Below are 18392 nucleotides of genomic sequence, written 5' to 3'. Positions count from 1 at the left end.
GAACCCCCGGTACCTTGCGGTACGCCGGTTTTCAAGACCGGTGCAATCGGCCACTCTGCCACCTCTCCGGCAGTGTTTTTGCGACTCGGAAGAATCTGGTTGCAGCGATGGTTGCAGCGACTGTCAGAATATCTTCGAAATCGAGCCGCAGTTGATGGAGATTATCGAGGTTTGGCCCCAATTGCCGCAAGGCACACGTGACGGAATATCTGCGATCGTGGCCGCAACCGCTCCACAAGCGGACTGACACGGCTCTGCCGACATGGTTCGGCCACCAATGGCACAAGCGGGGATCGAGACTCAAACGGGCCGATTGTGGGCCTCAGATTCGCCGCTACGGGCATGTGCCATTAAAGGACCACGCTCTAGCCACCGAATCGAGCCTGCCCGTAGAACCGCACTCCGGAGTCCTACTGAAGCTCTCGTCGCAAATGCCACCGGTTGGAATTACGGAACGGCATCGGAGCCGCCTATGGCACAACGAGCATCGGACTTTTACGGACGCCCCTTGGCCTCGCAGACGCTCTCTGCGTCTGCTGCTACTGAATGGGCAAACAAACCCCACCCCGGCTTTCGGATGGCCCTCAGAGCGGCCCTATGTGGGGCTGAGAGGGACACCGGTTTGCTTCCATGGCTCGATTGTCGCCAGCGACCGAATAGGGATTGAAATCGCATTCTCAGACAGCCACCGTCCGAGTCATGGGCGGGCCTTCAAGCTACATGCGAGAACGGATTAGACGGCAGCGGGAGAACGCCCGCTGGTTGGATATCACTCTCCGGAATCCGGACGGCGTGAAGAAGCTAAGGGTAGGCCGCGATCACGGACCGAGATTGGGAGGCCAGTGGGTCAAGGCTTATCCCCGGAGTCGAAAGCTTGTCATAGAACGCTTTCTGGCACACCACCGGCGGCTGGTGGCGGGGTTGTTGCGACGGCAACAGCCCCGGACGTTGGGCGTCGGTCGTCACATGACCGGGGCTGTCTTGAAGACAACCCCGCCACCCACCGTCAAAATGGCACAATTAACAATTACTCATGACGTAGGGCATCAATAGGATTCAGTCGGGCTGCCTGCATTGCCGGATATGAGCCGAATACTATGCCGACCAGAGCCGAAAATGCAAAGGCTCCCAGGACAACCGCAGAATTAATCGCCAACGGGATACTCAACAAGTGAGCGGACACAGCTGCTGTGACTAACCCAAGAATGATGCCGACGAGTCCTCCCACCGCACTAAGCACCATCGCCTCGACGAGGAACTGCATTAGGACCTCACGCTCCAGTGCCCCGATAGCCAGTCGCGTTCCAATCTCTCGGGTGCGTTCGATCACAGTCACAAGCATTGTGTTCATAATTCCGATGCCTCCGACTAATAAACTGACCGCAGCAATCGCGCCGACGAACGCGGTCAGGACACCGGTTGTCTCTTCGATCAGCGTGGATATCTCTTTCAAATCCTGCACCGAAAAGTCGTCTTGAGCGCCGGGAGCGATGCGACGCCGCTCGCGCATCAACTGCCCGACGTCGGCTTTCACTCTCTCGGCCATATCCTCCGTTTCGGCGGACACGAAAATTACGGCGATGTTTCGATTGCCCGAGATTCGGCGCTGCAGCGTTTTCAAGGGCAGCAATATGAAGTCGTCCTGATCCTGCCCTGAAAACGACTGACCCTTCGACTCGAAGACGCCGACGATTTCATATGTGAGTTTTCCCAATCGAAGTTTCTCGCCGACGGGATTCGTGCGACCGAAAAGTTCCTGTCGGACCGTCTCTCCCAATATACAGACCGCCTTGCCACCGCGAAGTTCCGCCTCCGCGAATTCTCGACCATATTGAACTCTCCAACTGCGGGATTTCATGAAATCATTATCTGAGCCTTGGGCAACGGTCTGCCAGTTGCGATTTCCGTTTACTGCCAGAATGGGATGGCTTGACCACGGCGCCGCTGCTGCCACAGACGATACTTCTTCCTTAATCGCTGTGACATCTTCTATTTCAAATGGCTCTGCTCCCGGCATAATACCGCCGCCGGTGCGACGTTCCACACCAGGCAATACGACGACCAGATTGTATCCGAGCACCGCGATATCGCTCTTGACTCGCTCGGTTGCCCCACTGCCCAAGGTGACCATCGTGATTAATGCCCAGACGCCAATGACGATCCCAAGGATAGTCAGACTTGAGCGCAGGACGTTTCGTCGAATCTCGCGGAGGGATAGCAATAGTGTGGTCCACAACATCAGGCACTTACCCCGGTCTTCAGACCCCATGGCCGAGCGACGCTTGCGGATCTCTCGCGGACCGAGGGCTTCGCAGCGGCGTCGCGTGATTCATCCGATAGAATGTTGCCATCAAGGAACGTGACGCACCGTCTGGCATAAGCGGCCATCTCGGTCTCGTGGGTTACGAGCACAACAGTGATGCCTTGCCGAGTATTGAGGTCAACGAGCAAATTCATGATCTCGACACTGCGTTCCGAGTCGAGATTTCCGGTTGGCTCATCGGCCAATATCACGGTCGGTTCAGCGACCAAGGCGCGTGCAATGGCCACACGCTGCTGTTGTCCACCCGAAAGTTCGGCGGGAGTGTGAGTCTCCCGTCCGTCCAGTCCAACGATATGCAGCGCGTTCATTGCTCGCCTCCTTCGTTCCGCAGAACCAAGGCCACGATAAATGAGCGGCAATTCGACGTTTTCCATCGCACTGGTTCGCTTCAGGAGATTGAAACCCTGGAACACGAATCCGAGATAGTGACATCTCAGCAAGGCCCGCTGATCACGTGTGATTGCGCCAACGTCCACTCCGCGGAAGAAATACTCGCCTGCTGTAGGAGCATCGAGGCAGCCCAGAATGTTCATGCATGTCGACTTTCCCGATCCACTGGGTCCCATGACGGCGACAAACTCGCCCTTTTCGATCCTCAGATCGACTCCATTCAGCGCACGGACTTCCGAATCGTCTTCCCCGTATATCTTAAAAACGTCGTGAAACTCGATCAGCGGAGTTTCATGCTGTGTTCGTTTCATCGGAACTTTCCCAGCAGGTCTTAAGAACCAATAGTATCGACAATGATTGCAGTCCCCGGGCTCAACTCACCCGAAATGATCTCGGTCCGGCGACCGTCGGAACGTCCGGTTTCGACCTTTATCCGGTAGGGCTTATTGTCTCGTAAGATCCAAACCGCCTGCCCGTCGGCGGCGTCACGCGTGTTGCCGAGAGTCACCCATTCGAACTCCGTGTCTGATTCGGGTGTGAACCTCAACGCCGCGTTGGGGACAAGTAACGCGCTCTCCGCTCGGGCGGTCACAATATCCGCAACCGCCGTCATCCCGGGTCGCAGCTTCAGCGAACTGTTGTCGACCTCTAGAACCGCTTCATACGTCACGACATCTTGGGTCCGTTTCGGAGCATACCGCAAGGAAGTGATTCTTGCGGGAAAGTTCTCCCCGGGATAAGCGTCGATCGCGAATGTGGCCTTTTGCCCTTCCCGTACAGTCCCCACGTCAGCTTCGTCAATGTCGACCAGCAACTTCATTTGGCTTAGATCTTCCGCCAACGTCAATAAAATCGGGGTCTGAAACGTCGCGGCAATGGTCTGCCCGGGTTCTACGGCACGTGTCAGTACCATTCCGTCGATGGGAGAGTGCACACGCGACTTTCGGAGCTTCGTCAAGTCGCCGTCCAGCGTGGCCCGGGCGACCATGATTTGACTGTCCGCTCCGGCCAACGAAGCCTCCGCCCGTGCGACGTTTGCGATGGCTGTGTCCAGGTCTTGCTGGGTAAGGGTCTTCCGTTCCCTGAGGTGTTGAATTCGTGCGAGAGTTTGTTTCGATTCCAGCAGCGTCGCTTCCGCCTGACGCAAGTCCGCCTGGGAAACGGCGAGAGACGCGCGGGAGCGCGCAACTTGGGCCTCCAACTCGTCCGTGTCGAGAGTGATCAGCACATCGCCCGCTTCCACCCGCTCATTAAAGTCGACATGCACCTCTTCGATCGATCCAGAAATCTCACAGCCAATGTCAACGGAGTTGACCGGTTCAAGTGTGCCCGTCGCATTAACGGTGATTTCGAGGTCCCCGCGCGAGACTGTCACGGTCCGGTACTGCAAGGGCGCGGACGCATGCCAGCGTGCTACGGCTTGAAGGCTGACAAAGCATATCCCAACAATCAGCAATAACAGGTACAGACGCGTCGAACCATGCCAACGACGAGCCTTTCTCAACGTCCTCAATACATCTTCTTCCGGGCTGCGGTCTGTGTCGCTCATAGGTCCTCGCCTAATTCTTCATGCATAGACATCAACGGTTTCGAAGATTGATAAGATTTCCTCACTTGCATTTGACGAATTACGATCGTCGTACTGATTTCCTAACTCATCGAGAAGCGTCGAAAATGACGCGAACGATGGGGAAAGACTGCTGCTGCCGGACGCTGCCCCTGCCACCTGCTTCGGAGAAATCCCGTAAGTGCCCAGAATGTCTTTCACGGTGGCGGCCATGGTCTTGGGATCAGATGTTGTTCCTTTCCCAAAGTGTGTTTTTAACGCGTCTGCCAGATCGTTCTTCAAGGCTGCCGTCGTTTGCTGATCAAGCCCCAACTGCGAGAGTCGTGAATCGAGGCGACCAGATATCGTTTCGGACAATTGACTACTCTGCGTTAGATTTGTGGTCTGCTCCTTAACTGGTAAGGCAACCTGATTCAAATGTGGCCGAACGGACGAACCGCTTCGTGAGAATGCTGAGATTCCATTCATCGCATTATTTCCTCTTCACTTCTTCAGGTAACGGATTATGTAAGACCGAGGTCAAAGGGTCAGGGCATCCTGTGACTTATTGCCGACGATAGATCACTCTGTAGCGGATGGGCGTCTTCAGTGCTTGCACGCTCATCGTGATATCGGTCGCGAGATACTGCCCATCTCTCGATAGCAAGTATTCGGTCGTTCGGCTTCCGGACTGACCTTGCATACTGACCTGCAATCGCCCATCTTTTCGCCGAGCAGTAATGGAGCCACGCCCCGCCTTGCCGGAGAGGGTCTTCGTCGTGCCATCGGTCGGCAGTGTGACACTCTCCTCGTTAAAGGTGAGAGTTATTTGCGTCCTCTGGTCATCAATATTGAGCACCGGCGACGGGGAGGTCGCCTTTTGTAGTTTCTGCGCAGCCTGGGACTGAAATGGGCGAGGAACATTTCGAACGGCCTCCTTGATCGCTTCGGCCCGCTTCGCGTCTTCCTCCTCATTTGCCTGTCGCTGCCATCGCCCGGTGAGTGTCAATGGCTCATCGTCAGCTTTGGCCCTATTGATCGTCGATAGGACGAGCAACGGAAGGAGCAGAGTGAGCCAAGCGACCTGTGTCAGACGGCGTACACAGTTCTGCCGCACACCATTATGGTTCGGTGTGAGATTCATATCGCGGACTTCCTCGAGAGTTTTTTCGAATAGACTCGTGACGAGCACCGGCGGTGTTCACAAGTTATTGTTTTTCGGCCTTCCGATGGGGACAAGCATTTGCGGTAATTACCAATGATCGCGAAAAAAGCCTGCAACCGAATCGGATGCAGGCTTTGAGGGGACAAGTGATAGAGAGACGCGATCCACTACGCGCGAACGCCATTAGGTATTGGCTGGCGGCAGCAGAGACGTCAAATCCATGGGTTCTAATGCAAGTCCAGAACAGTTCGCGGGGCGGGCCCCGGAAGCGAAGAATCCTCCAACGATTGAAGATTCATTACGGGCCGTTCGCCTTCATAGTGTGCTTCCGCTGCGAACCAGCTATTGGCAAGGTGCGGCTCGTCCCTCAGGAAAGAGAGTTCGACAAGGACTCTACCTGTCTCGCCTTCGCGCACCTGCCAATGGGCGATGAGGCGCATCGCCATTCCCGTTTCTCGACTCGCCCACAGCTCGATTTCCGCAGGCAGATCAAGATCCGTGTTACTCTCACGCGTGGCTCGGATGAACTGACAATGCTCAACCTGCCCGTCGATTCTCGTTAAGCTTTCGTCGGGCAACGACTCAAGAGAAAACCCTCGCGAACCCATCCGCTCAAGAATCGTCGCCACATGCAGGTATGAGGTTGCGATATCATTGCGCCTGTCAATCCATTGGTGCACCATCTGGCCATCGCCTTTCAGGACCGGCCCGATTGGCGGGAGCACCCAAGACTCGTCTTCGTTACGTCCGAGCCAGACATTCATTTCCGTCCCGTTCACAGCGGTCGGATGCCTGAGTACGAATCGATCTGGGCCTTGAACATAAAGGCTGTTGGTCTTGACCAGTGAAGCTCCGCCCGCCAATTGGTACTCGACGCGAACGGAATAGCTCCGCGTAATTCGCTCGACCGCAACGGCTAACGAACGCTCAACGGCAGCCACGGCAACGTTCGGAGAACCGTTTTGGAAGACGGTAAGCACGAGTAGGAGGATGGCTGCGGTCGCAGCCAATGAACTCCACCGCAGGAGCCGACGTGTCGAATGAAGGTTGCGTCCTGCCGAACGAGTCTTCGTCGCTACTTCAATAGACGCCATCACCCGCCTGATACGATCCTCATGATCCTCGGTCTGAGTTGCGCTCAGCAAGAGAGATTCTACAAACGCATCATTCCGTTCCGAGTTATCGGTTCGATCCGGTTTGCTCATGTCAACGCCTCCGCCAGTTTCAACTTGCGTTCAAGGCATTCCGCCAAGCGGGCCTTGCCTCGCAGCAGCCGTTTCTTCAGTGTCTCCTTGGCTACATCGAGCGAAGATGAAATCTCCGCCAGTGAAAGCTCATCCGTATAGCGCATCATAATTGGCCGCTGATACGGCTCAGGTAACGCATCGAGGCATTCCCGAAGAGGCGCAAGCTTTTCATGAAGCGTATCACCTTTGAGCGACTGGATGGCTGCAAAACGATTATCGAGCCATTCCAACACGTCGTCGTTGATCGGCGATGCTTGCCGCGTATTCTTCCGATAGTAAACGAGAATATTCTTACCGGCGATACCTCTCAACCATGGTCCAAATGGTCTGCCGTGATCGTAGTCGTCCAATCTCCTCCAAGCCGTCAAGACAGTTTCCTGGAAGAGATCATCAACAGCATGCTGATCACGCACCCCCGCACGGATGTATGCAACCAACATATCGGTGTGATCGCGGATCAAAATTTCGAACAGTGATTTCGCGTCCATCGTTCCCCATTCGCGTTTCCCCAATAACGTTGTCCGGCGGAGCGAAAGAGGAGACACGAAGTCCGTAGAATATCCATCGGTGATTCATAAGTCATTTATCAGGAATGACTTTCGGTTCGACCGGGCCCTGGAAAGAGTCTTGGTTGTCGGCTCGAATAACAAGCGTTCTCGCGGGGAGGGCGAACTCTATGGGCACTTCGGCCGTCTGTGTCAGCAATTTCCATCCGTCCGGAAGCGTCGGATCTTCATCAGTCCGATTGGCATCGCGGGAAACTCGGAGGTAAAGCAGCCCTGACGGACCAGAAAGGAAAGTCATTCTTCTGCCCGAGTCAAATCGCATGACGTGACTCTTTGTGACAACGGCACCCTGGAGGAGTCCATCCGGGTCGATTCGTCGCCCGATTTGTGTGATCGTGGCAACGTGTCGCCAATGAAATCCGAACAATTCCTTGTCGATGAAAGTCCCCGGAGTCTGCCCCGGCGAATTTCGAAAACTGCCACGATCTGCGTCCGGCTCGCGAGGCTGATTCTTGATCCAGCCGAGCGGAATCTCCAGTGCTTTGAATTCGTCTTCGGTGATCTCCATCGTAGCCCACACGATGAAGGAATTCGGTGACTTGATGTGAATGATCTCGAATCCAAGTCGCGGCTCTTGCTCGTCTGCGTCGGAGTAAAGTGGGCAACAAGAGATTAGCCCAACTGACAGTAGGATGGTTCGAGTTGTCATCCGAGCCAAGACTCCATTGATGAGGACACGACCTGAACTGGTCGGTTGACACAGGTTTCTGAGAAGTTCGTCAAGCAATGTAATCAGTTGCCAGTAGTCAGCCCAATGGGGACAACAAACTTGATGGAGATTCATCCCATGCCCCTCACTCACGAGATATTCTACGGCGGCGGGTGGCATGGCCACGGAACGTGGCCATGGAGGGAGACGCGTCCATGCAGCGTTCCGGTCTCCGGTGCGTGCGGACTCGACACCCATGCTCACGTACCGTGAGCATGCCACGCGGACGGCCCGGAGGATGTGTTGTCGGCCACGTCGCGGAGCGACAAGATGCTAGCCGAGTAGCGTTCGAGATTTTCACGTATCTCACCCCTCTTTTTGATACCGTACCCTACATTCGGCTTGCTGGAGAACGAGGCTCGGGAAAAACCAAGATGCTTACGTGGCTGAAGAAACGCTGCTTTCGCGGCCATCATCCTGGCGCCAGTTCCAACCCTGCACTATTTCGTCGACTTGATCGTGACAGTTGCACGCTGCTATTCGACCAAGCCGAATTCCTTTCCAAAATAGAAAGAATTTCGGCTGACGAGCGTATTACGATCTTTCTGTCGGGGTCATCGCGTAGCGGATCATTGGTCGACCGCTGTAGTGACGGAGACGGTTACGAGCCTGAGAGCTACAGTGTTTTCGGGCCAAAGGTGTTTGCTTCGATTTCTGCCCCGAGAGACTCCGCGCTCCTGTCTCGGCTAATCACCATTCCAATGCGTCGATCGAGGGGGAAGGACTGACGACAGCCGCCTACGTCGCGTTCCGGCAGATCTTCGCCGAGCCGATCCGGCTGAAGCTCATTGGTGATCGAAAGACTGGCTTCCTTCGAGGAACCCTCAAGATTGTATTGCCGGAATTCGCGCGGCGAAGTTCTCCCGACTCAGACGTGATTCGTGAAATCACAATCGACTTTCATAAGAGAAGAAAGGGGGCGGCTGACGAACGACGCAAGAGAGCCAAAACGCTTAAAGCGGACGGTAAATCGGCCGAAGAAATCGCGGCGATTTTCGGGTGTCATCCTTGCACCGTCTACACGTATCTGAGGTCGTGAGAGTCAGACTCCGAGACCGAAACCTCATCCCATCACAGGAGAAAAAGATATGAACTGCTGCGCTGAAACTGCGGCTCGCGGTCCTCCATCGGTCCGTACGAAGTCTTCCAACTCAGAGCTGGCCTGTGTGCCGGCTCTTTTCATGCGCTGACTGACAACATCATCAATTTCTAAACCAGGGAACGAACCTATGAAGATCATGCTGATTAACAACGACGGTGGCGGATTCGCGGACTGGGTCGAAGTGGCTGATGGCACCACGACCTCGCAGCTGTTCGCCAGGCACATCCAGTTCGGCTCGCCGAAGGACTATCTCATTCGCGTCAACCGGCTCCCAGCTTCGTCGGAGCAGGAACTGACCGAGGGCGATCGCGTCTCGATTACGCCGACCAAGATTGAAGGAGCTGTTCACGCGGCGTGACGCCCTCACTTTCACCAACCACCGCAGCCGGGTCGACGCATGCCGTTGGCCCGGCTGCTTTCATTAAGGAGACCAACTATGGAGACCAGAGAGGCCGCCCGAGCGGCTCTCAAGATGCACGAACGGCTCCGGCAGCGGCACGAGGCGCACGCCCCGGTCGAATTGCCGGAGCGGATGTGGGATGAGTGCCGTGACTCGCTGCGATTAAGTAACCGAGCCCGATTGCTGAAGCACCCGCTCGCGGCACTCCGCCTCAGGCGGCAGTTTCGAGGCCGACTGATTAATCTGATCGACGTCCTTGACGATCAGCGACGGCAGCTCAACGAGGAGTTCGCGGGACAGCGATTAATGTCGCCGTACGAGATCGCCCTTGACTTGAAGGCTCTCGAACACGACTTCCCGGAAGTCGAGATCGATTTCGGCTCATGCATCATCTCGGTCACGACGGAACCGGTCGAACTGGAAGGCCTCTATCTCGGTCCGTTCCGGGTTAAGTTCTGTTGGAAGTCGCTGGCCCGTTCGCAGCCTTACATTGTCGAGGCTCTCGATCCGCATCCGGCGGCGTGTGACAGCGACTGCTATCACCCGCACGTTCAGAACGGGGCGCTCTGCGAAGGAGACGCCCGGTTGGCGATCGCGAAGGCGATTGCCGAAGGACGTCTGGCCGACTTCTTCCAGATCGTGGGCAGCGTGCTTGCGACCTATAACTCGGCGAGTCCCTACGTCTCGGTTGAAGACTGGGACCGTCCCGAATGCAGCTGTGGCGACTGCGGCAGCGGCATCGATGAAGAGGACGCGTGGGGCTGCGAAGGCTGCTCCACGACGATCTGTGATGGCTGCCGGGAACGCTGCGTCGACTGCGACGGCATTTACTGTGCGGCGTGTGTGACCTCCTGCGATGGCGAATGTGGGGAACGTCTTTGTCGCGGCTGTGCGGAGGACGGCGAGGGCTACTGCAAGGACTGCCGGAGGGCTCTCGAAGAAGAGCTCGCCGAGCAGGCGGCCGAGGAAGCGGAAGCGAATGCTGCTGAGTCGGCTGAAGCTTCCGACTCGGTACTGGTTCGAGAGGAGGTGCCGGTATAAGACGGGATGCTCCGATTGATCTCTCCGCGGCCGCTTTAAGATTCACGCCTTACGCCTGGGCAAAGCTGCTGTTCTTAAGAGAAGCCGTTGATGTCGAGGTCAGTGGCTTCGGGATCACGCCCGCTGACGACCCGCTCTGCGTCGAGGACATCGTCCTCGTGCCGCAGACGGGCGAGACGGCCTTCACGTCGATGGAGGATGTTGGCGTGGCCGACTTCTTCGATGCCCAGGTCGAACTCGGTCGCAGCCCGGCCGAGTTCGCACGGGTCTGGATTCACACGCATCCGGGTCGTTCACCGACACCGAGCGGCGTGGATGAGCAGACGTTCGACCGCTGCTTCGGCCGCGCTGACTGGGCGGTGATGTTCATCCTCGCCGAGAACGAACGCTGCTACGGCCGGCTTCGCTTCGGCCACGAGCCGGGCTTCTCGCTCGACCTCGGTGCCGATGTGACCTTCGAGCATCCGTTCGAAGCCACGGATCACAAGTCGTGGCAGGCCGAACTGGATGCCAATCTCACGGTGCTTGAGCCGCAGACGGTCTGCGGCCCGGACCTCGTCGACCGGGATGAATTCTTCGACGAACAGAACTTCGACTGGGACTGGAGGTGGGAGGATGAGGAGCCGTTTAATGCGGCAGAGCGGGCTGGTGCCCGAGGAGAGACTTATTGAATCGCCGGTGACGGTGATCGGCGTCGGAGCGATCGGCCGGCAGGTTGCCCTTCAGGCGGCGTCGCTCGGCGTGCCGACCCTGCAATTAATCGACTTCGACACGGTCGATGAGACGAACGTCTCAACGCAGGGGTACCGACAGCAGGATGTCGGCCGATTAAAGGTCGATGCCGTGCAGGACGCGATCCGTGAGATCGACCCCTCGATCGAAGTGCAGAGAATCGCCGACCGCTTTCGCACTCGCCATGAAGTTCATCGAGCGGTGTTCTGCTGCGTCGACTCGATCTCGGCCCGGTCGGCGATCTGGAAGGCCATTAAGGACCGCTGCCGCTTCTGGTGTGACGGTCGAATGCTGGCGGAAGTGATCCGCGTGCTCGCTGTGTCGTCGCATGACGATCACCCGCGGTACGAAGCGACGCTATTCACCCAAGACGAGGCTCAAGCCGGCAGCTGCACGTCCCGCGGCGTGATCTACACCGCCCACATCGCTGCGGGCTTAATGCTGCATCAATACGTTCGCTGGCTACGGGGCATCCCGACGGAGCCGGAGCAGACGCTGAACTTAACGGCCGCGGAACTCACCATCGGCCACCCCTCAAATTAACAAAAGGAGATAACCAGATCTTCGAGCGGATGCTGATGTTCGCCCTCGCGGTGAACGTGCTGGTTCAAGTCGGCATTCTGGGCTTTCGCGACATGGGAGAGGTGATCGAGTTCGTGCTCGCGATGCTTGCCCTTGTGCTGGCCTACTGGGTGCTTAAGAACATGTTCGGCTGAGCCGCGTGGCTTAGCCGATTAATCCTGACCGATACCGAAGGCCGCTCCCGAATGGGGCGGCCTTCTTTAATTCCTGAAAGGCTTTCAGCTATGACCACGAATGACCTGAACCGGGCCGTCGCCCGAGCCACCGGTGAGACCGTCCGCACAATCAAGCATCGCGGCTTCGGACCGGATGAAGGGGACGAAAGCGGCCCCTACATCGACTGGGATGATGTCGAACTTCGGCGGAACACGTCGCTGTTCTCGCAGCCGAGCGTCAATCGAAACCCTTAGTTCCGTGATGGCGCGGAAGCTCCACACGAAACCAAACGGAGAATCTATGGAAGAACTGTTCTACATCGCCTTAATCGGCGGTATCGGCTACTGGCTGTACCGCGCGGGGAAACGTACCGGCAGCCGGAAAGGTTATAACGTCGGCCGCAGACACGGGCGGAGACGGCAGAAATAACTTTCCGGCTTGATTAAGACGACCGGGTTCATTCTTGGTGTGCAGTGGCCGGGAGTCCGGCCACTGCACATCAAGGTCAACTGCCACCGCAGATCCGGGGTGCGTGAGATTTTTTTAGCTATTAGAAGTTCCGGCTTCAATGGGGCCGCGCGTTAGGACGCGCGGAAGGTCAATGTCATCGCTCTCTATCTCCCTACTTCCGAAACGTCGGACAGAAAGTGTCAGAATGTCGTGACAAACAGCACGGAGCATTATCGCAGCCGCTGGAAAGTCGAACGCACCATCGGCTGCGATACCAGTTTCGTCGATTGGGGATGCGTTGGGAATATCGCGCTCACCTCTCCGCAGGCTTCTGGCAACTCGGCTGCCTGTTGAGTATTCTCAGAGGGTTATTGGACCGATTCTGGTAGCATTGACTCGATCGACTGGCAACTCAATTGGAAATGCGCTCGGCGGAGTTGACGCTTGACTAATTAATCAGTCGCTCGTTCGAGCGTAGGATACTGCACATCCGCATACCAAGGAATCAGTTCACTGCGGTTCGGTATTTTGGCACACATGGTTCTTCACGTTTGTCGCCACGGCACGTTCGCGGATGTAGCCGGCGTTGCGATCAGCCGATTTCCGGAGATGAAGGCTCATTGCAGCAAGGGACCGCTCCTCATCAAGAGCACGCAGTGCTTCAATAATTTCGAGATGTTCGGCCAGCGTGATGAGCAGTACTTCTTCACTCTCGGCGGTCCAAGCTCGCAGAAGTGCCATGAGATCGTTGAAACGATCGATCTCGTCGGACAGGATCGGATTTCGTGATCGCAGAGCAATCATTCGGTGAAGTTTAAGGTCAAGTTCGTTGCAGAGTTCTCTGCGATCCTCGCCTTCGCTACCTCGCACTTGAGAAACCAACTCGTCGAGGTACTCAAAGTCCTGAGTCTTCAGGTTCCGACAAGCGAGCTTGACGGCAAGGCATTCGAGCGCTTCACGCACGTGATAAATTTGACGAACTTGCTCAGGCTCAATTTCACGGACTACGGCACCCTTGTTAACTCGAAACTCGACGAGTCCCGTTGACGCGAGCTGCCTGATCGCTTCGCGTACCGGCGTCCGACTGACATTTAATCGAGAAGCTAACTCGATCTCGCGCAGGGCTTCGCCGGACTCAAACCGGCCGGAGACGATTTCGGACGCGAGCTGCTGGAAAACCTGATCGCCGAGTGTTGACTTCTTAATCACAAAAACTTCCTCGTTAATTCAACAGCTCGTTGACAGCTCGGTGAAACATTAAGAAAACAGATTCGTCAGAGGCTGCGCTTTATCGATCTGAGTGTCTTTGCCAGCGATACTGAAGAGCTGTCCGCCGGGAAACGGCATTTCCATATTGTATATATCCAATCCCAACGCATAAGCGATGGTTGAATTGAGTTCCCAAGGCCGGATCATGCCATCAACGACATAGCTACCGTCGGCACTTGTCTTGCCGTGGACCTGCCCGCCTTGAACTCCACCGCCTGCCAAAATGCTGCTATAGGCGATTGGGAAGTGATTCCGACCGGCATACTCATCGATCTTCGGCGAACGACCGAATTCCGTTGTAAGTACGACGAGGGTCGAGTCGATCAGTCCCTTCGCCGCTAGGTCGTCCAGCAGTGCGGATAGGACTCCGTCGAGAGTTTTTGCCCGATCGGCCACGCCCTTATGGTTATCGGTGTGTGTATCCCAGCCGCCGAGCGATACCTCGACGAAACGCACACCGTGCTCGACAAGGCGCCGGGCTAGCAGACAACCTTTGCCGAAGTCGTCGTCGCCGTATCGCTGTTGCACCTCTTTCGGCTCTTTTCCGATGTCGAATGCGCCGAGGTCTTTACTAGTCATCATTGCGATCGCATCTTTATAGAGGTCGCCATAAGCTCGAACTTGCTTACTGTCGAAGCGGGCCAGAAAGTTTCGGTCGATTCTCTGGGCGAGAGACAGGTCACGTCGGAATTCGTCCATGGTCATCTCGCCGCGGAGCTTCACATTCTGAATGCCCTCGGTCGGGCTGGTGATCGGCAACGGAGCGTGCTTCACCTCGAAGAAGCCGTTCGCGGGATGCCCGGCGAGCCCACCCATCTTCACGTAACTGGGCAAATTTGGATTAAGCCGCTCCGCCTGTTTGGCAACCCATGCGCCCATTGCCGGGTGAGTGATGCCGGTCTGCTGTTCGTACCCGGTCCAGACCTTATATTTGCCGATCTCATGGTTGCCCATCGTGTGATGGAGGCTACGAACAACGGCGAACTTGTCAGCCCGCTGTGCGAGCTTTGGTAGAACGCTGCCGAACTGAACGCCCGGAATCTTCGTCTGGATGGCTCCAATAGGCCCCTGCACGTCTTTTTTCTCGGGTTTCGGATCGAGCGTGTCGAGGTGGCTCATCCCCCCGTCCATAAACAAATAGATAATGCTTTTTGCCTTGCCTTTTCCTTTCGGATAGTCAGGCAGGTTGGCTCCGCCCGCGGCTAATGCGCGGCCAGCCAGTGAGCCGAGACTGACACCGAGAAATGACTTCGCGGCACGTTCCACAAAACAACGACGCGAGAACGCACTTAATTTCATCAAGTCGCTATTCATAGATATTATCCTTGATACCAGAGATCGGCAAGTTTTCTTTAGTCTTACGAGCACGGAAATTAGATTAGGGCCGCAGCCTACTTGATGAACATAAACTCGCGCGTATTCAGCAGAGCCCAGACCAGTTTGTCGTAGCGCATTCCTTCGTCTCGGCTAATTTCATCGAGCACGAATCGAAGTTCTTCTTCGGTCGGCTTTCTGGTCAGGACACTCAGGAACACGGCTCGCGTTCGTTCTTCCGGGTTTCGTAGCGTTTTGACTGTTTCAAATATTAAGCCGCCCTCGCGGACTATTTCATCAAGCAATGGCCCGTTCAGAAGGGCCAAAGACTGCGGTGTCGTGGGGTTAGACCAGGCATTGTCTATCAATGTGCGGTCGCTTTGCCCAAATTCCATCAAGAAATGACCATCCCAAGCAGGCTGGTGCAACTCGCTGGCGCGGATTAGTTTGTCAGGATCAAAGCCGCCGTTTTTCTTGATGTTCCTGACGAGGATACGCCAATTAAGACTTCGTGGAGCCTTCGCAATCTTTTCATCGACGATCGCCCAAAACTCGTCGACGCTCTCGACCGCCGCAGTCCGCTTGAACCATTGGAAGTCGGGCGGTGATCGATCTATTCTAGAGTCGAGATCACGCGTCGCCAACGTCATTAAAGAATCCCAAAGCTGCTCTGCGGAGCAGCGTCTTAGAACCGGACCGGCGAAAAAAAATGGCTCGCCCGCATTATGATCGACAGATACGCCACGCTGATAAGTCTTCGTATTATATAATATCTGTTGGAATTTTTTTAGATCGAAATTTAGGTCGACCATCAGCTCCATCAAATAGCGGGCCAATGCCGGGTTGTCGCTCTCCGCGATGTCGATCACATCAGTCAGTTCTCCGGTAACCGGTGCCCCGAACACCTTCATCCACATGCGATTCGCAATTGACTGGACGAATCGGTGATTTTTCGGCGAAGTGATCCATTTCGCGGCAGTCACGGGATCATTCGAGATTCCGGACCGCTCAGGCGATTCTCCAAATAATACGGCGGGCTCCATCGGACCCTTCGGTTTTGCGTCGTCGTAATCGTAGTCTTCGGGATAGCGATAGCCTCCGCGACCGACCCAATGCCACAGATTCCGCTGCACGCCTGACTTTAGCTGGTAGGCCGTATTGCTGCGTTCTTTTTCCGGGTGCTTATTGCCTAATCTCTTTTTGCGTAGCATATGGCGGTGCTCGCTATAAGATTTTCCGATCTTGTCATCCATTCCCTTCTTAAAGACGTCTCCCAGATAATAGCTGCCGATGCGATTGCCATCGAAATACGCTTTCATCTGGAAATACTGCTTGCGGCTCCAATAGTCGTAGGGATGGTCGTGACATTGAGCACAACTCATATCCGTGCCCAAGAACAGGGCGGTGGTTGCCTCATAGTTGGCGGTAAAGTTGCCTGAGTCACGAAACCAGTAACCGGTCGCGCCGTTGTCGTCTCCCCACATAGTCCCTTGAGCCGTCAGCATGTCGTAAACAAACTTGTCGTACGGCTTGTTCTCACGGATCGATTCTTTAATCCAATGGATAAAAGGAGCTCCATTCGCCTTATGAGGATTACTTTGCACACGCAGCGCATCAGCCCAGTGATTGAATTGGTCACTGACGTACCCCTCGCTGTTCAACAAGCGGGTGATCAGCTTATCCCGCTTATCAGAAGCGGGGTCCTGCAAAAATACTTGTGCTTCTTGATAGGTCGGGATTCGACCGATGGAGTCGAGGAAAATACGCCGCAGGAACGTTTCGTCGTCGATATTAGAATTCGGTTCCTGATTAGCCTCGTCCAGTTTTTTCTCAACCAGCCGATCAATCGTCGCTGCAGCTTGCTGAAGATTAACGGAATTTCTCGGCTGATGTTCGAAAGGCTGCTGCGCCTCCCATTCAAACTGCTTCCAATTCCCCACACTGGCTCCGGATGCAATCCACTTGCGGATGATATCGATCTGCTCTGAGGTCAGCGACGGCCCCGAGTCGACCGGCGGCATTCGCGTGTACTCGTCATCGACGGTACTAATTCGCTCATAGAGGTAGCTCTCGTTCGGCTTGCCCGGAGCGATAATCGAACTCTCCTGCTGGTGAGACATGACGGCATCGAGGCTGTCGAGCGCGAGTCCCCCCTTTGGTCGGCTGCTGCGTGTCGTATGACACTGAAAGCAACGCTCTTTGAGGATTGGGAGAACATCCTGCTCAAAACTAACGGCGGCATGAGCCATCGTAGCATTGCTTGCAAAGGCTGCACTGATTCCGGCAATGCAAAGGATTAGAAATCTCATCTGAAGTAGCTCCGCGATCGTTTAAGACTCGACAAAATAGATTGCCGCAGAATTCACACGGCCTAGAACTTGCCAATGGGGTTCCCATCGTCTTTCCCCAGAAGTGACTCGAACACGCTGTCAACAACATCGTCGGTCGATGGATTATGATCGATGTTTTCACTGAGAAATCTGACGGAACCGTCGCCCAGCAAGAAATTTGCACCGCCCGCATGATTACTGCTGAATCCCCGATCGCAATCGGCGGTTCCGTTAATAAATGCTTCTCCACCGGCGAGGACGGATGTCTGGCTGTATGTACTGTGAAAGCTGCTCTGGCCCGTTCCCGCATTGGCCACGAAGGCATTAACGCCAAGGCAGTTGGTCGACGAGCCTGAGGCGTCGATAATGTACACAATGCGTTCCCCGACGAAAATTGTGTTGGTTGCCCCATCGGTCACGTCTCGCACTCGAATTTTCCCATCCATGATAAAGGCACCGTTGGCCCGATCGTTTCCGCCATCGCCGGGCGCTCCCTCGAGAAACTGAGGGCGATTGCTACTATTAACGGCAACGTAGTTACCTTTTGCCATCTCCTCAAAAGAGTTTCCGCTAGAGCCCGTGCCGATCGACGCTTTTGTGAATATCGCTTTTTTCTGTGACTTTGGCTCTCGGTCCGAGGGGCATCGCAGAACGTCAATCGGCCGCTTCATTAACGTGCGACTGGTGACGCCATCGCCATCCGGATCGAGTGCCTGAATGTATGACTGCTTAGCCGAAAGACGGCCGACATACATTTCGTTATATCGAGCGTCCTGTTCCAACAGTGGCAGAATCAGGGCCCCCCAGCCCCAGTTGCAACCCTGCTGATTGCGAGGCTCCTCTTCAATCCAGCCCGATGGAAAGCAACGGTGAATCTCGTGATAATTGTGCATCGCAAGCCCGACTTGCTTGAGATGATTTCGGCAACTACTGCGGCGGGCCGCCTCTCTTGCCTGCTGCACTGCCGGCAGAAGGAGGGCAATCAGGATCGCAATAATGGCGATCACGACTAAGAGTTCGATAAGTGTAAAGGCCGAGCGACGAGGACTCATGAGCTTGTTCCTATTCAC

The 18392-nt window shown here is 55.6% G+C and carries 18 protein-coding genes; 6 read left to right on the top strand and 12 right to left on the bottom strand.

The window, feature by feature from the left end:
• Positions 1-1027: 1027 nt before the first annotated feature.
• From Pan189_RS06085 to Pan189_RS06050, 8 genes are all read right to left on the bottom strand, one after another.
• Positions 1028-2239 carry an ABC transporter permease gene (locus Pan189_RS06085; RefSeq protein ID WP_145363061.1) on the bottom strand — a complete coding sequence of 404 codons (1212 nt, stop codon included), beginning with the start codon at positions 2237-2239 and terminating at the stop codon, positions 1028-1030.
• Positions 2239-3024: an ABC transporter ATP-binding protein gene (locus Pan189_RS06080; protein WP_145363060.1), complete on the bottom strand. Its 786-nt coding sequence runs from the start codon at positions 3022-3024 to the stop codon at positions 2239-2241. The genes Pan189_RS06085 and Pan189_RS06080 overlap by 1 nt, the downstream gene beginning before the upstream one ends.
• Positions 3025-3044: 20 nt before the next feature.
• On the bottom strand, positions 3045-4088 hold the full coding sequence (locus Pan189_RS06075; RefSeq protein ID WP_310821157.1) for an efflux RND transporter periplasmic adaptor subunit: 1044 nt from the start codon (positions 4086-4088) through the stop codon (positions 3045-3047).
• Between the two features lie 192 nt (positions 4089-4280).
• Positions 4281-4748 (bottom strand): hypothetical protein, encoded by a 468-nt coding sequence (locus tag Pan189_RS06070; RefSeq protein WP_145363058.1) that lies wholly within the window; start codon positions 4746-4748, stop codon positions 4281-4283.
• Between the two features lie 76 nt (positions 4749-4824).
• Entirely contained in the window at positions 4825-5403 is a 579-nt protein-coding gene (locus Pan189_RS06065; protein ID WP_145363057.1) for a hypothetical protein, read from the bottom strand.
• 248 nt (positions 5404-5651) lie between these two features.
• Entirely contained in the window at positions 5652-6629 is a 978-nt protein-coding gene (locus Pan189_RS06060) for a hypothetical protein (RefSeq protein ID WP_145363056.1), read from the bottom strand.
• Positions 6626-7159, bottom strand: coding sequence for an RNA polymerase sigma factor (locus Pan189_RS06055; protein WP_145363055.1), 534 nt, complete (start codon positions 7157-7159; stop codon positions 6626-6628). Before Pan189_RS06055 ends, Pan189_RS06060 begins: the two co-directional genes overlap by 4 nt.
• Before the next feature lie 91 nt (positions 7160-7250).
• Complete coding sequence (locus tag Pan189_RS06050; RefSeq protein WP_145363054.1) at positions 7251-7886, bottom strand: hypothetical protein; 636 nt, start codon at positions 7884-7886, stop codon at positions 7251-7253.
• A gap of 1289 nt (positions 7887-9175) precedes the next feature.
• On the opposite strand from Pan189_RS06050, the gene Pan189_RS06040 reads away from it, so the two are divergent.
• The 6 genes from Pan189_RS06040 (at position 9176) to Pan189_RS06020 (ending at position 12213) form a co-directional block, all read left to right on the top strand.
• The gene (locus tag Pan189_RS06040; RefSeq protein WP_145363053.1) at positions 9176-9406 is read left to right on the top strand and encodes a molybdopterin converting factor; all 231 of its coding nucleotides are present in this window, start codon (positions 9176-9178) and stop codon (positions 9404-9406) included.
• Between the two features lie 78 nt (positions 9407-9484).
• Positions 9485-10489, top strand: coding sequence for a hypothetical protein (locus Pan189_RS06035; RefSeq protein WP_145363052.1), 1005 nt, complete (start codon positions 9485-9487; stop codon positions 10487-10489).
• A 158-nt stretch (positions 10490-10647) separates the two neighbouring features.
• The gene (locus tag Pan189_RS06030) at positions 10648-11160 is read left to right on the top strand and encodes a hypothetical protein (RefSeq protein ID WP_145363051.1); all 513 of its coding nucleotides are present in this window, start codon (positions 10648-10650) and stop codon (positions 11158-11160) included.
• The gene (locus tag Pan189_RS06025; RefSeq protein WP_145363050.1) at positions 11105-11764 is read left to right on the top strand and encodes a HesA/MoeB/ThiF family protein; all 660 of its coding nucleotides are present in this window, start codon (positions 11105-11107) and stop codon (positions 11762-11764) included. Before Pan189_RS06030 ends, Pan189_RS06025 begins: the two co-directional genes overlap by 56 nt.
• Before the next feature lie 35 nt (positions 11765-11799).
• Complete coding sequence (locus Pan189_RS21260) at positions 11800-11937, top strand: hypothetical protein (protein ID WP_310820942.1); 138 nt, start codon at positions 11800-11802, stop codon at positions 11935-11937.
• A 90-nt stretch (positions 11938-12027) separates the two neighbouring features.
• A complete protein-coding gene (locus Pan189_RS06020; RefSeq protein ID WP_145363049.1) occupies positions 12028-12213 on the top strand; it encodes a hypothetical protein in 186 nt (61 codons plus the stop codon).
• 706 nt (positions 12214-12919) lie between these two features.
• On the opposite strand, the gene Pan189_RS06015 is transcribed toward Pan189_RS06020, so the two are convergent.
• The 4 genes from Pan189_RS06015 to Pan189_RS06000 all read right to left on the bottom strand — a co-directional run bounded on the left by Pan189_RS06015 (position 12920) and on the right by Pan189_RS06000 (position 18374).
• A complete protein-coding gene (locus Pan189_RS06015) occupies positions 12920-13618 on the bottom strand; it encodes a GntR family transcriptional regulator (RefSeq protein ID WP_145363048.1) in 699 nt (232 codons plus the stop codon).
• 48 nt (positions 13619-13666) lie between these two features.
• The gene (locus Pan189_RS06010; protein WP_145363047.1) at positions 13667-14992 is read right to left on the bottom strand and encodes a DUF1501 domain-containing protein; all 1326 of its coding nucleotides are present in this window, start codon (positions 14990-14992) and stop codon (positions 13667-13669) included.
• Positions 14993-15069: 77 nt separating this feature from the next.
• On the bottom strand, positions 15070-17301 hold the full coding sequence (locus Pan189_RS06005) for a DUF1549 domain-containing protein (RefSeq protein WP_145363046.1): 2232 nt from the start codon (positions 17299-17301) through the stop codon (positions 15070-15072).
• 62 nt (positions 17302-17363) lie between these two features.
• Entirely contained in the window at positions 17364-18374 is a 1011-nt protein-coding gene (locus tag Pan189_RS06000) for a DUF1559 domain-containing protein (protein WP_145363045.1), read from the bottom strand.
• Between the last annotated feature and the right edge of the window lie 18 nt (positions 18375-18392).

Origin of the sequence: Stratiformator vulcanicus (assembly GCF_007744515.1) — a bacterium.
GTDB classification, from domain to species: Bacteria; Planctomycetota; Planctomycetia; order Planctomycetales; family Planctomycetaceae; genus Stratiformator; species Stratiformator vulcanicus.
The sequence above is the reverse complement of the archived record's forward strand: the minus strand, read 5'-3'. Positions and strand labels throughout refer to the sequence as shown.

Bases quoted from the DNA above. Each gene is read 5' to 3' on its own strand.
- Pan189_RS06085 (WP_145363061.1), bottom strand. From the start codon at position 2,239: ATGTTGTGGACCACACTATTGCTATCCCTCCGCGAGATTCGACGAAAC.
- Pan189_RS06080 (WP_145363060.1), bottom strand. From the start codon at position 3,024: ATGAAACGAACACAGCATGAAACTCCGCTGATCGAGTTTCACGACGTT.
- Pan189_RS06070 (WP_145363058.1), bottom strand. From the start codon at position 4,748: ATGAATGGAATCTCAGCATTCTCACGAAGCGGTTCGTCCGTTCGGCCA.
- Pan189_RS06065 (WP_145363057.1), bottom strand. From the start codon at position 5,403: ATGAATCTCACACCGAACCATAATGGTGTGCGGCAGAACTGTGTACGC.
- Pan189_RS06060 (WP_145363056.1), bottom strand. From the start codon at position 6,629: ATGAGCAAACCGGATCGAACCGATAACTCGGAACGGAATGATGCGTTT.
- Pan189_RS06055 (WP_145363055.1), bottom strand. From the start codon at position 7,159: ATGGACGCGAAATCACTGTTCGAAATTTTGATCCGCGATCACACCGAT.
- Pan189_RS06050 (WP_145363054.1), bottom strand. From the start codon at position 7,886: ATGACAACTCGAACCATCCTACTGTCAGTTGGGCTAATCTCTTGTTGC.
- Pan189_RS06040 (WP_145363053.1), top strand. From the start codon at position 9,176: ATGAAGATCATGCTGATTAACAACGACGGTGGCGGATTCGCGGACTGG.
- Pan189_RS06035 (WP_145363052.1), top strand. From the start codon at position 9,485: ATGGAGACCAGAGAGGCCGCCCGAGCGGCTCTCAAGATGCACGAACGG.
- Pan189_RS06025 (WP_145363050.1), top strand. From the start codon at position 11,105: ATGAGGAGCCGTTTAATGCGGCAGAGCGGGCTGGTGCCCGAGGAGAGA.
- Pan189_RS21260 (WP_310820942.1), top strand. From the start codon at position 11,800: ATGTTCGCCCTCGCGGTGAACGTGCTGGTTCAAGTCGGCATTCTGGGC.
- Pan189_RS06020 (WP_145363049.1), top strand. From the start codon at position 12,028: ATGACCACGAATGACCTGAACCGGGCCGTCGCCCGAGCCACCGGTGAG.
- Pan189_RS06010 (WP_145363047.1), bottom strand. From the start codon at position 14,992: ATGAATAGCGACTTGATGAAATTAAGTGCGTTCTCGCGTCGTTGTTTT.
- Pan189_RS06005 (WP_145363046.1), bottom strand. From the start codon at position 17,301: ATGAGATTTCTAATCCTTTGCATTGCCGGAATCAGTGCAGCCTTTGCA.
- Pan189_RS06000 (WP_145363045.1), bottom strand. From the start codon at position 18,374: ATGAGTCCTCGTCGCTCGGCCTTTACACTTATCGAACTCTTAGTCGTG.